Here is a 13,846-nt window from a genome sequence, read left to right as displayed (position 1 = left end):
AGCATCTGTTACTTTTATTCTGCCAAATGTCCAGCAATATTCTTAGATAAATCAAGAAAATTAGTATTTTGAAGCAAATTAACTTCTTAGAAGCTAAATTTACGAAAATATCTTGGTTTTGTCTCACATAAACCCGATCTGAAATATCTGAAATATCAATACAACAAAGTATTTCTCAACACAAAATTTTATTGTTGTCAGACCTAGAGATTTAGAACGTAAATACTAATAAATGTTTAGTTATAACCTATTATCTCTTTCTAATAAATAGCTAATCACTCATCACTGATAGACTTATGCCAGAAACTCTTTTTAAAGTAGACTTGACTAAACCAATGTCTGAACAAGACATACCAGGTCATAATCGTTGGCACCCTGATATTCCTGCGGTAGTATCTGTTAAACCAGGAGATATTTTTCGGATCGAATGTAAAGACTGGACAGACGGGCAAATCAAAAATGACGACAACCCTAATGATATCAAAGACGTTGACTTAAATATCGTTCACGTTCTTAGTGGCCCTATTAGAGTTGAAGGTGCTGAACCAGGAGATATTCTAGTGGTTGATTTACTAGATATTGGTGCTTTACCAGGGGATGAGTGGGGTTTTACAGGAATCTTTGCTAGAGAGAATGGTGGTGGTTTTTTAACCGATCATTTTCCTGAAGCAGCCAAAGCTTGCTGGGATTTAGAAGGTATCTATACCAGTTCGCGCCATATTCCAGGGGTTCGTTTTGCAGGTATTACCCATCCTGGCTTAATTGGTTGCGCCCCTTCAATGGAATTATTACAAACCTGGAATAAACGAGAAAGAGCCTTAGTCGAAAAAGGTGGTCCCCCTTGGAAACCCGAAATTCCCTCCTTAGCAGCCTTACCCAATCCAGAACAAGCCGTATTAGGTAAACTAACTGGTGCAGAATTTGACCGTGTAGCAGCCGAAGCAGCCCGTACTGTACCCCCTAGAGAACACGGTGGAAACTGTGATATCAAAAATCTCTCCAAAGGTTCGCGAATTTATTTCCCTGTATATGTAGACGGGGCCAACTTATCAATGGGAGATATTCACTTTTCTCAAGGAGATGGGGAGATTTCTTTTTGTGGCGCAATTGAAATGTCTGGTTACATCGATCTTAGTGTAGACATTATCAAAGGTGGTGTGGAAAAATACAGCATGGTTAACCCCATCTTCAAACCAGGCCCTGTTGAACCCCATTATTCAGAATATTTAATTTTTGAAGGAATTTCCGTCGATGAATTTAGTGGCGAACAATATTACCTTGATGCTCATGTATCTTATCGTCGGGCTTGTTTAAATGCCATTGAATACCTCAAGAAATTTGGCTTTACAGGAGAACAAGCTTATTTGCTGTTAAGTTGCGCCCCCGTAGAAGGTAGAATTAGCGGAATTGTGGATATTCCCAATGCTTGTTGTACTCTGGCTTTACCGACGGCAATTTTTGATAAAAGTATTTTGCCAGTGTAAAGCAAAAACAACCTGTAGAGTGAGCATCATCATTAATTAAACAGAGGGCGAATACCATTCGCCCTTACCTGATAACTAATAACTGATAACTAAAATAATGCCTCTATACGAATATCTTTGCCATAATTGTGGCGAATTTGAAGCATTGCGATCGCTTTCTGATTATAATGCACCTATGCATTGTCCCGAATGTGATGTTGTAGCAGTGAAAATTTTTTCTGCACCCAATATTAATCTCAATTCTGGTAGTTTGTCGGCAATTTCTCCAAAAAATTCTGCCGAACCCCGATTAGTCAAACAAAAACCCAAAGAGTTAACTAAACCTAGATACCAAAAAGTTAATACTAATAGACCTTGGATGATTTCTCATGCACCAACAAGATATTAACTATTAACCAATAATAATAAATAATAGTGGTGCGCCCAAGCTGTTGAAATACCATTGATTTACTAAACATTTCTGCCAAATTCCGATCTATTCCTCAATAGATCGCTCACAATCTTCAAACTGGCAAATGTTGTGCTAACAAAGCAGCAGCAACACGATCGCGCAGTGACAATTTACTCAAAATTTGGGTAACGTAGTTTTTAACTGTACCAATGCTTAGATGCAAGGTTTGGGCGATTTCTTGATTATTTTTTCCTTGTCCTATCAGTCTTAATACTTCTAATTCTCGCGAACTAAGTTGGTTTAGAGCATCGGTTGAGGTAGGATGGGCTGATTTAAGATTGGCAAAAACTTTTGGTGCGATCGCCGAACTCAATTGAGAATAACCTTGAGCGACAGCGCGAATAGCGATCGCCATTTGTTCGGAAGACTTACGCTTGAGAATATAGCCCATTGCTCCAGCTTGTAAAGATTGCCAGACATATTCGTCATCTTCAAAGGTAGTCAAAATGAGAATTCGCATCCAAGGATAACGTTGGTGAATCTCGCGGGTGGCACTTACGCCATCGCAAATAGGCATCCGCACGTCCATTAAAATTACATCGGGTTGTAGTTGTTCGGTTAAAGCGATCGCCTCTCGACCATTGCTAGCCTGTCCAATTACTTCTAAATCCTCTTCTGTGGCGAGTAAAGTAGCCAAACCTTGACGAAAGATTTCTTGGTCATCTACCAGTAATAAGCTAATCATCGGGGAATTACCACTAAAATTTGCGTTCCTTGGTTTGGTGAGCTACCAATGTTTAATTTACCGCCTAAACCTTGCACTCGCTCTGTCATTCCCTTTAAACCCGAACCAAAATTCGATGCAGTCAAATCGAAACCAATGCCATCATCTTCTAATTGTAAAATAATCTCTTGGGAAGTGAATTTGCTCTCAAAGTAAACGGAAGAAGCGTGGGCGTGTTTTTGGATGTTAATCAATCCTTCTTTAACTACGCAATAAATTTGATGACTAGTGGCAATTGGTAACTGAGGTAAGTCGATCTCCCAATGAATGTGTAAAGCTCGATCGCTCCTAATTTGTTCTATGAGATTACTCAAGGCGCGATCGAGATCGAAATTAGAATCCCGCATGGTTTTTACCGCATGGCTGACATCTTCGATACACTGGCTAGAAAGTATTTTGGCAGTATCTAGAGCCTGAAAAGCCTTCTGCGGATCGCGATCGCGTAATTTCTGAGCTACTGCTAATTGAATATCTAAATTAGTCAGAGTATGCCCTAAAGAATCGTGAATATCGCGAGCAATACGAGTCCTTTCCAAATCTGCTGCCAAAATTTCTACTTGTTCGGCTAATGCTTCTGCTTTTTTACGGCTTTTGTATTCGGCACTAACTACCGAGCTAAATGAAATTACAAAAACGCTGACTGCAAGATAAATTCCCAAGGAGTGAATAAAAATCGTACTTAAATTATAAGAAACAAAACCAAAAGGCGGTTTAAAATCTACAGTTCCCTCTAATTCTTGAATTTCAGAGATACAATCAATGACAATCCAAACTATTCCTGCGATTGCAGCAGTTAAATAAGTTCTTTTGCTACCAATTAAAAAAAAGCTTTTGGCAAGATAAAGATAAAGTACTAAATCTAAATTGACACCCATGAAATTGGCACAGACCATTAATATAATTGCTAATAACACATAGGCTTGTCTCAGTATCAGAGGGCGATCTAGAGGTAATATCCAGCTTAAAGCTACAAAAATTCCGTAAAAAGCCAAGCTTAACGCCAAATTATTATTGCCACTGCTGATTCCCATTACCATATGAACCGCAAGAAACAGCCATTCTACATAACGCAATTTCCCGAAGATCGAGGAAAATGAATTCGCCACTGGATTGATACACATCGGTGCGTTTGAATCATACAAATTACCAATACATTAAGACAAATAGAGCGTTTTGAGAACATGACTCTGGTCATGTTTTTTTATGACTCAAGGAAATTGGAAAACAAAATTGATAGAAGTACTGTTTGAGATATCAAGATTACTTCTGTTAGAGATTATTAGCAATGAAACCCATAATCACAAATATTACTAAGCTGACATTAGCTGTAGCTACGACTTTTTTGGTAAATGAAATCGCAGTTTCTCAAGCTGCTAGTGCTACCGAAGAAGTAAGTCTGGATAGTTTATGTAGTAAATTCCCTCAAAATTCTCGCTGTCGTGATTACAATTATTCTTCAGGAGAACCAGAACAGACAACATTAGAAATCGAGCGATCGAGTCTCTGTACCAAATTTCCCCAAAATTCTTACTGTCTAGAAGAACCACTCCAAGTTCTGAGGATGCGACTCGAACGTTCTGGTGAAAATGACGAATGGATTCGGATGGAAAAACAGGACAATAATATTAAAATCCTACATACAACAAGGGTAAAAAATAATTTGGTTTCAGGGATGTTGAATGGTGCTTTGAATTTTGTTCCCGTTCCTTTACCATTTGTCGAGTTGAACGATTATAACTGGAAAGATCATCAAGTAACCGAAGTTTCTTTCCAACCCGATGACTGTCAAGCAGATAGTTGCACAGTTACAGGAGTTGATAGTTTAACTTTGCCAGAAGGAACAGATATTTATTCTGGACTATTGACAGTCAAGTATCAAGAAGGCGAATTAGGGCGATCTGTGACTTTTAGAGTACCTACTGATGTAGAAACCGAAACATCAACCTCTATTACTATCCCTAATTAAAACACTTCGAGGCAAAACCTTAATTGCAAGTCATCATAAACGCTACTGCAATCAATGCGATCTCGCAAATTGAAATACTGCGCGATCGCTTATTCCAACAGATTACGATCGCGTTGTCATACTAAATTCGATTGGTAAAAGTGGTATTCAATTGATTCCTACAGTTAAGAGTGGAAAATCAATACTTATTTCTTATTACTCATTACTCATTACTTATTCTGGATGAAAATACCCGTTCACTACGTTCATCATAAAAACAATCAATTGGTGGGATCGTATTTTCGGCACATACGAGCCTTAAAATCCCTGACTCGAAAGCAATTGAGCCTATCAGAATCAGGCGTAGCTCCTACAATACTACAATAATAGATTAGTGCAGTTGAAATAGCCACGATTAACTCTGGATTTTGAACATTTTATCTTGGTGATTTAACGTGAGCCAATCCCAAAATTATTACCAAATAATTAAATGAGCGAGAAAAAAATCAAAATAAGTTATCTTTGCCTAATTCTAATTAGTAGTGCAATTGTTATTACAGATTTTCATTTTCGGTTTCTTGTAGGAAAAGAATTAACTCCTAGAGAAGGGTTTCAATTCATACCTCAAGAAGCTTTAGTTACATTGTATATTTCTACAACTTCTCAAGATTGGCAACAGATTAAAAAATTAGTACCATCCGAAGCGCGAAATTTCTTGAAATACGAACTCAATACTTTTATGAGTCGAATGGCAGTTTTAAAAGAAATTAATTATCAGCAAGATATTCGCCCTTGGATCGGAAATGTAATGTTAGCTTTTTTGCCCAAAAATAATTTTGAATCCGAGAGCGATCGAGAAAATTATTTATTAATTGTGGGCATTAAAAATAAAATCAAGTTGTTGAATTTTGCTAACAAGCTTGAACGTCAGTATAATCAACAACTTGAAAGCAATAATTATAAAAATATTCCCATTGTAAAAATCACTGATGACGAGCATAACGTTTTGTTTTTAGCAATTTTAAAAAATCAGCTACTTGTATCTCCTCAGACCCAAATTTTAGAATCAGCTATTGATACTTGGCAAATCGTCAATTAACTTATCAATAAAAATAAATAAATGCGTTTACAAAAATCATCTTTATTCAAATTAAAATTTATCAATATTTATAACTTTTGCAAGATGAAAATGATTGCTATTTTCTCGAACAAAAAGTTATTACTTCTGAGATTTCTACTTTTTGCTACTGTTTTTAGCCTGGCTTATACACAAGAACCTATCTACAATTCGCCCGAAAATGCCGATGGCAATCAAAACACTAAATTTCTTTATGGTTTAGCTCAAGCTGGTTTGGGTTTTCTAAATCAAGACTGGACAGCTAATACAATAGACCCTTTGCCCCCCTTCACATTTTTAGTGAAGTTTACCTATAAATATATTCATCATGAATATGCTTTTTATCTTTATTATGGGTTAATCATGGGGTTATATGTTACAAGTCTATTTGGAATCGTAAATTATGTTTATCGACTTGAAGATTCTCTGACAAAAATTTTACTTTATCTGGCATTTTTTCTGAGTATTCACACTGTTAATTTAGAATTTGGTACTTTTGATACTGCTTGGCATCTTCATAGTGGAGTAGCTCAGCAATACATTTTAGGAGCTGTTCTTCAACCCTGTACATTTGGTGTATTTATCCTGTTGTCAATTTGGCTAGCTCTATATAAAAGATATTATTGGGCAGTTTTGGCAAGTGCATTTGCAGCAACTTTTCATCCTGCTTATATTTTTAGTGTGGCAGTCTTTACCTTATCTTATGTTCTCTTTGTTTTTCCCAAAGACTCTCAAAAAGCGATCGCTATTGGTTTTCTTTCTTTGCTTCTGGTGCTGCCGATTTTTAGTTATATGTATTTTACTTTTCCAGCAACTACTCCCGCAATTAAAAAACAAGCAATAGATATTATTGTCAATTTTAGAATTTCTCATCATTCTATTCCAGAAGTTTGGTTAGCAACAGGTATTTCTCATCTACAATCTTTAGTGACAATTGCTGGATTATATTTAATTAGAAATACTTCATTATTTAGGATCTTGCTAATTCCTTTTATAACGGCTTTTTATCTAACAATCTTGCAAGTAATTTTAGATAATGATTTTATTGGTTTTATCGCTCCTTGGCGTTTATCTGTCTTTTTAGTACCAATATCAACCGCCCTTATTATCGCTGCGTTCGTATCTTTTATTACTAAATTAGTAGGGAAGCAATCTACTATTAACCATGTATTAGTAGGGATTAGTTTAGTTATTATATCCGCTCTGACAGTTCAGGGTTTTGATAAGCAAATTGCCCTCTTTCAATATAGAGGAGAAAGTACTCCAATGCTGAATTTTGTCAAGACAAATAAACAAGCGGAATATACTTATTTAATTCCTCCTAATTCTCAACAGCTACAAAAATTTAGACTGTATACAGGAGTTCCTATTTTTGTGAATAAAAAATCTCATCCCTATAAAGATACCGAGGTGATTGAATGGCATAACAGGGTAATACGATCCAACCAAGTGTATGAACCAAAGCGCAATCGCTGTCAATTATTGCAACAGTTAGATACAGATTACGAGCTTACTCATGTAGTTGCTGAAATAGAAAATCAATTTTCATGCAGCTTTTTAACAACTTTGTATCGCGATCGTAAATATGTAATTTATACAATTCAATAAAGAAAATACTCCGCTCATATTGTCTAGCAGTTTGAATATGTTTGGCAGTGGTAAATATGAAGTTCTAAATATTTAGAAATAGGAATTAGAAAGAACACAATCTAGTTACAGGAATTAGCCTGGCTTTTTGATAAGGTAAGAAATTAAAAGGTTCGTTTAAGACTTAGTATGAATATATTTATAATCACAGTAGGTTCACGGGGGGATGTCCAACCTTATGTGGCATTGGGTAAAGGCTTAAAGGGAGCGGGACATTCAGTAACGATCTGTACCTGTTCCAATTTTGAATCATTCATCACTAAACATGGTTTGAATTATGGGTATATGAACGATGGTTTGATGAAACTCTTTGATTCAGAAGTAGGTAGAGAAGCGATCGAAAGCGGGGGCAATCTCTTGGGCTCGATTAAAACGATGCTGACATTACTAAAAGAAGCCAAAGCACTCAATCGAGAAATGTTCAAAGATGCTTGGAATGCAGCCCAAGCAGCAAATCCTGATATCATAATTTTCCACCCCAAAGCAATGGCTGGTTCGCATATTGCCGAAAAACTAGGCATTCCCGCAATAATGGCTATTCCGATACCTATGATCGTTCCAACTGCTGAATCTGTCGCCATTGGGTTTCCCAATTTGAAACTAGGACGCTGGTACAACAAAATTTCTTATACACTTTTGCATAAGGGCTACCATACTTACGATGACGTAATAAACGAATTCCGCCAGGAGCTACTAGGAATTATTAAACTACCTAAATCGACCAGTCCGATCCAAATGGCAAATGGAAAATTAATTCCAATTCTGCATGGCTATAGTGAACTTGTCTCACCACGCCCAAGGGATTGGCTCAATACAGCCCATGTCACTGGTTATTGGTTTTTAGATCGAGAAAATGATTGGCAAGCTCCAGTTGAATTGATGGATTTTCTTGAAGCAGGGGAAAAGCCCGTTTATGTTGGATTTGGTAGCATGGCAGGGCGTAATCCGCAACGAATGGCGAATATTGTTATTGATGCGCTACAGAAAGCCAAGGTACGCGGAATCATTGCTACTGGTTGGGGTGGGTTGGATCTCCGCAATCTAACGGAAACCATTTTCAAGATCGATAAGATTCCCCATAGTTGGCTATTTCCTCGCGTATCGGCTGTAGTACATCATGGTGGCGCGGGAACAACAGCAGCAGGGTTACGGGCAGGCAGACCTACAATCGTATGTCCTTTTCTGGTTGACCAGCATTATTGGGGCGAACGGGTTTATGCTCTGGGTGTAGGTAGTAAACCTATTCCACAAAAGAAATTGACAGCTAAGAAACTGGCTGAAGCTATTCGAGAAGTAACACGAGAAGTAACAACAGATCGAGTAATTCGACAAAACGCAGCAACTTTGGGGGAAAAAATACGCCAAGAAGAAGGAATTGCCAATGCGATCGCTATTATAGAAAGTATCCCAGAGCAACGCGCTCAAAAGTTATCAGAGACTTAATACAGGAAAAAAAGTCAAAAAAGTCCAGCTAAACGAAAAAGCAATTAGCGTTGGAAGAGCTTTATGAAAGAGACAACCCTATTCTTTGCTAAACTTGCCTCAGCATATTTTTTGGTCACTGGGCTGGGTTTCCTGATTTCGACTGACTTTTACGAGAAGATGGTGCAGGAAAACGCGAGTACGGATCCAGTGACTCTCAATCTTTCTGGGGCTGTACATTTTCTGGTCGGTCTGTCTATCCTGATTCAACATTTCCTCTGGGGAAGTCTTGCGGAAGTAATCATAACACTTATCGGCTTTAGCGCGATGTTGAAAGGTGCTGCATTGATTGTCATACCTGAATTGACGCTCAAATCGCCCAAGACTGGTCAAAGGGCAATCAGATTGTCGAGCGTCGGATTCATCATCATTGGCATCTACTTAGGATATGTGAGTTATTTCTAGTTCATATATCCAATGAAAGAACAGAAACAAGCGATTTTCGAGCAGTTTGAATATATAGCCGTACAAATAAAGATTAGGACATTTCATTAAACTACAATATTTTCGCGTCCTATCCCTTTATCGTATTGCTATATTTGGCACTGGTAAATCTGAAGTCCTAAATATTTAGAGATAGGAATTATTGTAGTAGTCAAGAATTCGAGCAAGAACGAAAGTTTAAACAATTAGAATCCGAGCGAGTCGATTTAAGTGTATCTAATCAAGGATAAAAGGTAATATATAACACATCAAAAGTTGATTCCAAGCCAACCTTATTTATTTAATTCACAGGCAAGGCGAATGTCTAATCCAGCTTAAGTTAGATCGCTTTATTTTGCTTGAGAGTTTCGGCAAAAGCCTCAATGGTTTGTTGTCCGCGTTGTGCATTTCCTGTGGTTAAAAAGTCTAAAATCGCGCCTTGAAATAAATGAAGTAAAGATAGAGCAGTAGTCTTATCATTTGTAAGATCGAAGAGAAAATTTACCCATTTTTGGCTCTCACGCTCTAAAAGCAATTGTATTTCTGAGTCACCTTGCATAGCACGTTGGTTTAGCTCCATTGTTAGTTTCAGTAAGCCATGCATCTCTGGCAAAGTTAAATGTTTCCAAATTTCAAGTAAGAGTTTTGTTGGACAATCTACTTTATCTGGTGACAAGCCTTGAAATGACCATAATTTTTCTCGTAAGCGAGTCTCTAAAAGACTAACTATTTGCCGTTCTAATTCGTGTTTCGAGCCAAAGTGATAGACGAGCATTCGTCCGCTAGTTCCGCTTTTTTGGGCGATCGCATTAAGACTAAAGTTTAGCGATCCTGCTTCAACTGCAATTGCTAGACATTTTTCTAAAAGCTCTTGTTTCTTCTTAGGCTCAATGGGTCGATTCATGGGTTGACATTTAACGTAACAGCTATTACATTAATAATTAACGTAATAACCATTACAGTAACATTATTTGAGAGATAAATTATCATGAACACAAAAAACCAAATTAGCTTTTTTTTACTTGGAGTATTCATTTGGGCGATCGCAACGATAGTTTATCGTCTAGTTGGCTCGTACTTCTTTGAAGGTTCTTCTTTTGCGTATTGGCTCAACGTAATTGCTACAGGGATTGTATTTTCGGCTGTATCTTTAGGACTTATGAAATGGCAACATATTGAAGCAAAAGATTGGTTACAGGGTGCGATTTGTCTTGCTTTACCTGGAATGCTAGGTGAGATTCCGATTCTCTCAAGCTTTTCTCAGATTATGAGTAATATGCAGCCTGAAACAGCAGGGCGATATGGAGCTTTTTTATTTGGTGGCTATGGATTATTAATTGGCTTTGCCTGGCTAATTTCTACAAGAGCCAATGAAAACTATACCCCCCTGCCGAGGTAACTGAGGCAAAGCAACGCCCTAAAGGACTCGGCTTCGCCGTCGCGCGAGTGTTGAACCTGGCTATAAGCTTTAAGCTTATAGCTGTTAGCTGGTTAAATCGGATGGCACTAAGATAAGAGCGATCGCCTATTTCCAAAACACTCAAGAAAAATCATACATAGTCTGACGATAAAATTGGGGCATTCCCACATCAAAATATTGTCCCTTTACTAAATAACCCATAATTCCTTGGGCTTCTCGTAAACGATCTAAACAAGTAGTTAGCTGAAACTCTCCTTTGTAGCGCAGATTATTGTCAATTTCGTCTGCTAAATGAGCAAAAATTTCTGGTTTAAGGGCATACATTCCAAAGATTCCTAGAAAGTCTGATTCGGGCATTCCCAGAACATGGAGATTAGCTTTAGCGTATTCTAAATCGGGTTTTTCGTACAGTTTAGTAACCTCTAAGATTGAATTAGGTTGTTGCCAAACCCCTGTAATGCATCCTGCTTTATGAATAATGTCTCCAGACATTATAGTCAAGCCGATTACACTGCTATTAGTTTGTTCAAAGGCTGCTAATACCTGTCCCGTACAGGATAGTTTTTCTTTACTATGATAAACATGATCTCCTAAAAGTAGTAAAAAGGGTTCGTTATTTACCCAAGTTTTAGCGCAAAAAACCGCATGACCAAAACCCTCTTGTTGCTCTTGAACTAAAAAAGTGATTCTTTGACCTAATTCCTGCAAATATTGGCTATATTCTTGATTTTCAGAGGATAGTTTAGCAAGGAGTTCGGCTTTGGGGGGAGCTTGGAAAAACGCTTGAAAAACTTCGACATCATCTTTTTGCACCACAATCCCTATTTCTTCTATGCCAGCAGAAACAGCTTCTTCGACGATTTTTAAAATAATTGGTTTGGCTCGACCATCGCGATCGATAATGGGTAACAGTTCTTTTTTAACTACCTTAGTTGCAGGAAACATTCTTGTACCAAAACCAGCAGCAGGAATTAGGGCTTTTTTTACCTTGGATGGAGAAGAAGTAGTTAAATCTGTCATTATTAATATTTGCCTATTATTTTGATATGAACGTCTCGCATTCACCAACGAAATGAATTAGTAAACGGTGTAGTTTGGGAGCAGTTAATTGAGCGGGAGAATTAGGAATCAAATAGCGATCGAATATTATTGTAAATAATGCTACTTAATTTTCTTCTCGTTCGACTTTTTCCAAAGCATCTTGAGGATTTTGACGGCGACGACGATACCAAGTAGCACCACCTACTAACATTCCTGTTAAAGCAAAAGCACACATTAAAGGTAATATATTTCCCTGAGATAGTTCGTTAATTCCCGCACCCATCATTACAAAAGGTAGAACTCCTGGTAGTGTACCCATCAGAGTACCAAGAAAATAATCTTTCAATTTGATTGATGTTAAACCCGCAGCAAAGTTAACTAAACCATAGGGAATAATCGGTAACAAGCGAATAGCAAACATATAGAACAAACCACCTAAACGGATTTCTGCATCAATCGCTTCCCAACGCCCTGCAAATTTTTTAGAGATTAGCTCTCTTCCTACCGTACGGGTAAAAGCGAAAGCAACTATAGCAGCGATTAATGCTGCTGCTGTTGTCCAGAATGTACCCCACCAAATACCAAAAATTGCCCCTCCAGTTAGATTCAGAGGGGTTGAGGGTAATATTAACAATGTTCCAATGGTATATAGCAGTATATAGATAATGGGTGCCCAAATTCCCATGTTTTCTAACCACATTTGCAATTGTTCTCTGTCAATTCCGCCCAGAAGAAACATTCCCAATCCCGTGGCTAGAATGCAAATAATTGTTAGTACAAGAACGCTACCTTTTAGCTTTGACAAAATATTACTCCAAATAAATAAAGAAATTTAATATGGATTATTTTGGATTTATTAAATAGGATATGATATGGCATTTTCTATATAGCTGATTTTTTTGATTAATTGACAAATTATACTTTATCGATATCAAAACCATATTGTTCGCGTACAAAGTAAAGAGGTCTTCTTTTAACTTCTTCGTAGACACGACCCAAATATTCACCAATAATCCCTAAAGTAATTAACTGGATACCCCCTAAAAATAAAATTGCTACCATCAAAGAAGCATAACCAGGAACATCAATTCCAAAAATTAGGGTACGAATAATTAGAAAAGAAGCATACAAAAGAGATGCAAAAGAAATAGATACACCAATATAGCTCCAAACCTTGAGAGGTAAAAAACTAAAGGAAATAATTCCATCTAAAGCAAAATTCCACAATTTCCAATAGTTCCAGGTAGTATTCCCTTGAAAACGCGGTTCGCGATCGAACATTACTGATGTTTGTTTGTATCCCACCCAAGCAAACAATCCCTTCATAAAACGAGTTCGTTCGGGTAGTTTTTTAATAGCTTCAACTACTCGCCGATCTAATAAACGAAAATCACCAGTATTAGAAGGGATGGGGACGCAACTCATTTTACCAATGGTTTGATAAAAAGCCTTTGCAGTTAATCTCTTTAACCAAGTTTCCCCTTTACGCGATCGCCTTGTAGCATAAACTACATCGTAACCTTCTCGCCATTTCTCAACTAATTCGCCAATTAATTCTGGAGGGTCTTGTAAATCAGCATCTATGGGAATAATTGCTGCTCCCATTGTATAATCAATTCCCGCAGAGAGAGCTATTTCTTTACCAAAATTACGAGAAAGATTAATAACTTTGATGGTAGAATTTTTTTGGTGATAATCGATTAAATATTTTAAAGTTTTATCTTTACTACCATCATTGATACAGATAATTTCATAAGTGGTTTGAAGTCTATCTAGAACCGTAATCAGTCTTTCAAACAAGTAGTCAATGTTTTCTTCCTCATTGTAAAGAGGAATAACTACTGAGAGTTCAATTGTATTTAGCTTAGAAGTCATAAATAGTCATTAACAATTCAGAATTATTACGTCATTTCACTATTTAACTGAAGTCAATCAATTTTGGAGAGCAAGGTTTGTTGAAAAAAAATTTTGCCTAAATCATACTAAAAGTGACTTCAAATGTTGTGATTAAAATGATATTATAACCTCCAAAGTATAGGGCTTAAATAGTTGCCAAGCGAATCCAATAAATCTAAAAATCGCTCCTTATTATCTAACAATTAAATCGGGATG

Annotated in this window: 14 protein-coding genes; 8 read left to right on the top strand and 6 right to left on the bottom strand. The window is 37.1% G+C overall.

Annotation, left to right across the window (positions count from 1 at the left end):
* The first annotated feature begins 296 nt into the window (after positions 1–296).
* Positions 297–1,484, top strand: coding sequence for a formamidase (fmdA, locus tag H1P_RS05075; RefSeq protein WP_144864781.1), 1,188 nt, complete (start codon positions 297–299; stop codon positions 1,482–1,484).
* A gap of 97 nt (positions 1,485–1,581) precedes the next feature.
* Positions 1,582–1,872 carry an FmdB family zinc ribbon protein gene (locus H1P_RS05070; protein ID WP_144864779.1) on the top strand — a complete coding sequence of 97 codons (291 nt, stop codon included), beginning with the start codon at positions 1,582–1,584 and terminating at the stop codon, positions 1,870–1,872.
* A gap of 115 nt (positions 1,873–1,987) precedes the next feature.
* Here H1P_RS05070 and H1P_RS05065 read toward each other — a convergent pair whose 3' ends face one another.
* Positions 1,988–2,620 (bottom strand): response regulator, encoded by a 633-nt coding sequence (locus H1P_RS05065; RefSeq protein ID WP_144864777.1) that lies wholly within the window; start codon positions 2,618–2,620, stop codon positions 1,988–1,990.
* Positions 2,617–3,780 carry a sensor histidine kinase gene (locus tag H1P_RS05060; protein WP_222426937.1) on the bottom strand — a complete coding sequence of 388 codons (1,164 nt, stop codon included), beginning with the start codon at positions 3,778–3,780 and terminating at the stop codon, positions 2,617–2,619. Before H1P_RS05060 ends, H1P_RS05065 begins: the two co-directional genes overlap by 4 nt.
* Before the next feature lie 164 nt (positions 3,781–3,944).
* Between H1P_RS05060 and H1P_RS05055 the strand changes: the two genes are divergently transcribed.
* The 5 genes from H1P_RS05055 (at position 3,945) to H1P_RS05035 (ending at position 9,255) form a co-directional block, all read left to right on the top strand.
* Entirely contained in the window at positions 3,945–4,625 is a 681-nt protein-coding gene (locus tag H1P_RS05055; protein WP_144864775.1) for a hypothetical protein, read from the top strand.
* Positions 4,626–5,094: 469 nt separating this feature from the next.
* Positions 5,095–5,703: a DUF3352 domain-containing protein gene (locus H1P_RS05050; protein WP_144864773.1), complete on the top strand. Its 609-nt coding sequence runs from the start codon at positions 5,095–5,097 to the stop codon at positions 5,701–5,703.
* Positions 5,704–5,787: 84 nt separating this feature from the next.
* On the top strand, positions 5,788–7,329 hold the full coding sequence (locus H1P_RS05045; protein ID WP_144864772.1) for a DUF6798 domain-containing protein: 1,542 nt from the start codon (positions 5,788–5,790) through the stop codon (positions 7,327–7,329).
* Between the two features lie 168 nt (positions 7,330–7,497).
* Complete coding sequence (locus H1P_RS05040; protein WP_144864771.1) at positions 7,498–8,811, top strand: glycosyltransferase; 1,314 nt, start codon at positions 7,498–7,500, stop codon at positions 8,809–8,811.
* Positions 8,812–8,874: 63 nt separating this feature from the next.
* Complete coding sequence (locus H1P_RS05035) at positions 8,875–9,255, top strand: hypothetical protein (RefSeq protein WP_144864770.1); 381 nt, start codon at positions 8,875–8,877, stop codon at positions 9,253–9,255.
* Positions 9,256–9,613: 358 nt separating this feature from the next.
* Here the strand turns inward: H1P_RS05035 and H1P_RS05030 are convergent, their stop codons facing one another.
* A complete protein-coding gene (locus H1P_RS05030) occupies positions 9,614–10,177 on the bottom strand; it encodes a TetR/AcrR family transcriptional regulator (protein ID WP_144864769.1) in 564 nt (187 codons plus the stop codon).
* Between the two features lie 84 nt (positions 10,178–10,261).
* Between H1P_RS05030 and H1P_RS05025 the strand changes: the two genes are divergently transcribed.
* A complete protein-coding gene (locus H1P_RS05025) occupies positions 10,262–10,672 on the top strand; it encodes a DUF5367 domain-containing protein (protein WP_144864768.1) in 411 nt (136 codons plus the stop codon).
* Between the two features lie 141 nt (positions 10,673–10,813).
* Here the strand turns inward: H1P_RS05025 and H1P_RS05020 are convergent, their stop codons facing one another.
* The 3 genes from H1P_RS05020 to H1P_RS05010 form a co-directional block, all read right to left on the bottom strand.
* Positions 10,814–11,713, bottom strand: coding sequence for a sugar phosphate nucleotidyltransferase (locus tag H1P_RS05020; protein ID WP_144864767.1), 900 nt, complete (start codon positions 11,711–11,713; stop codon positions 10,814–10,816).
* A gap of 145 nt (positions 11,714–11,858) precedes the next feature.
* Positions 11,859–12,539, bottom strand: a complete 681-nt coding sequence (locus H1P_RS05015) for a TVP38/TMEM64 family protein (protein WP_144864766.1) — start codon at positions 12,537–12,539, stop codon at positions 11,859–11,861.
* A gap of 110 nt (positions 12,540–12,649) precedes the next feature.
* Positions 12,650–13,609, bottom strand: coding sequence for a glycosyltransferase family 2 protein (locus H1P_RS05010; RefSeq protein ID WP_144864765.1), 960 nt, complete (start codon positions 13,607–13,609; stop codon positions 12,650–12,652).
* Between the last annotated feature and the right edge of the window lie 237 nt (positions 13,610–13,846).

This window comes from Hyella patelloides LEGE 07179 (assembly GCF_900659865.1).
GTDB lineage: Bacteria > Cyanobacteriota > Cyanobacteriia > Cyanobacteriales > Xenococcaceae > Hyella > Hyella patelloides.
This window is presented reverse-complemented; position numbering and strand designations above follow the sequence as displayed.

Coding starts and splice junctions, on each gene's coding strand:
- fmdA (WP_144864781.1), top strand. CDS start 297: ATGCCAGAAACTCTTTTTAAAGTAGACTTGACTAAACCAATGTCTGAA.
- H1P_RS05070 (WP_144864779.1), top strand. CDS start 1,582: ATGCCTCTATACGAATATCTTTGCCATAATTGTGGCGAATTTGAAGCA.
- H1P_RS05065 (WP_144864777.1), bottom strand. CDS start 2,620: ATGATTAGCTTATTACTGGTAGATGACCAAGAAATCTTTCGTCAAGGT.
- H1P_RS05060 (WP_222426937.1), bottom strand. CDS start 3,780: ATGTGTATCAATCCAGTGGCGAATTCATTTTCCTCGATCTTCGGGAAA.
- H1P_RS05055 (WP_144864775.1), top strand. CDS start 3,945: ATGAAACCCATAATCACAAATATTACTAAGCTGACATTAGCTGTAGCT.
- H1P_RS05050 (WP_144864773.1), top strand. CDS start 5,095: ATGAGCGAGAAAAAAATCAAAATAAGTTATCTTTGCCTAATTCTAATT.
- H1P_RS05045 (WP_144864772.1), top strand. CDS start 5,788: ATGAAAATGATTGCTATTTTCTCGAACAAAAAGTTATTACTTCTGAGA.
- H1P_RS05040 (WP_144864771.1), top strand. CDS start 7,498: ATGAATATATTTATAATCACAGTAGGTTCACGGGGGGATGTCCAACCT.
- H1P_RS05035 (WP_144864770.1), top strand. CDS start 8,875: ATGAAAGAGACAACCCTATTCTTTGCTAAACTTGCCTCAGCATATTTT.
- H1P_RS05030 (WP_144864769.1), bottom strand. CDS start 10,177: ATGAATCGACCCATTGAGCCTAAGAAGAAACAAGAGCTTTTAGAAAAA.
- H1P_RS05025 (WP_144864768.1), top strand. CDS start 10,262: ATGAACACAAAAAACCAAATTAGCTTTTTTTTACTTGGAGTATTCATT.
- H1P_RS05020 (WP_144864767.1), bottom strand. CDS start 11,713: ATGACAGATTTAACTACTTCTTCTCCATCCAAGGTAAAAAAAGCCCTA.
- H1P_RS05010 (WP_144864765.1), bottom strand. CDS start 13,609: ATGACTTCTAAGCTAAATACAATTGAACTCTCAGTAGTTATTCCTCTT.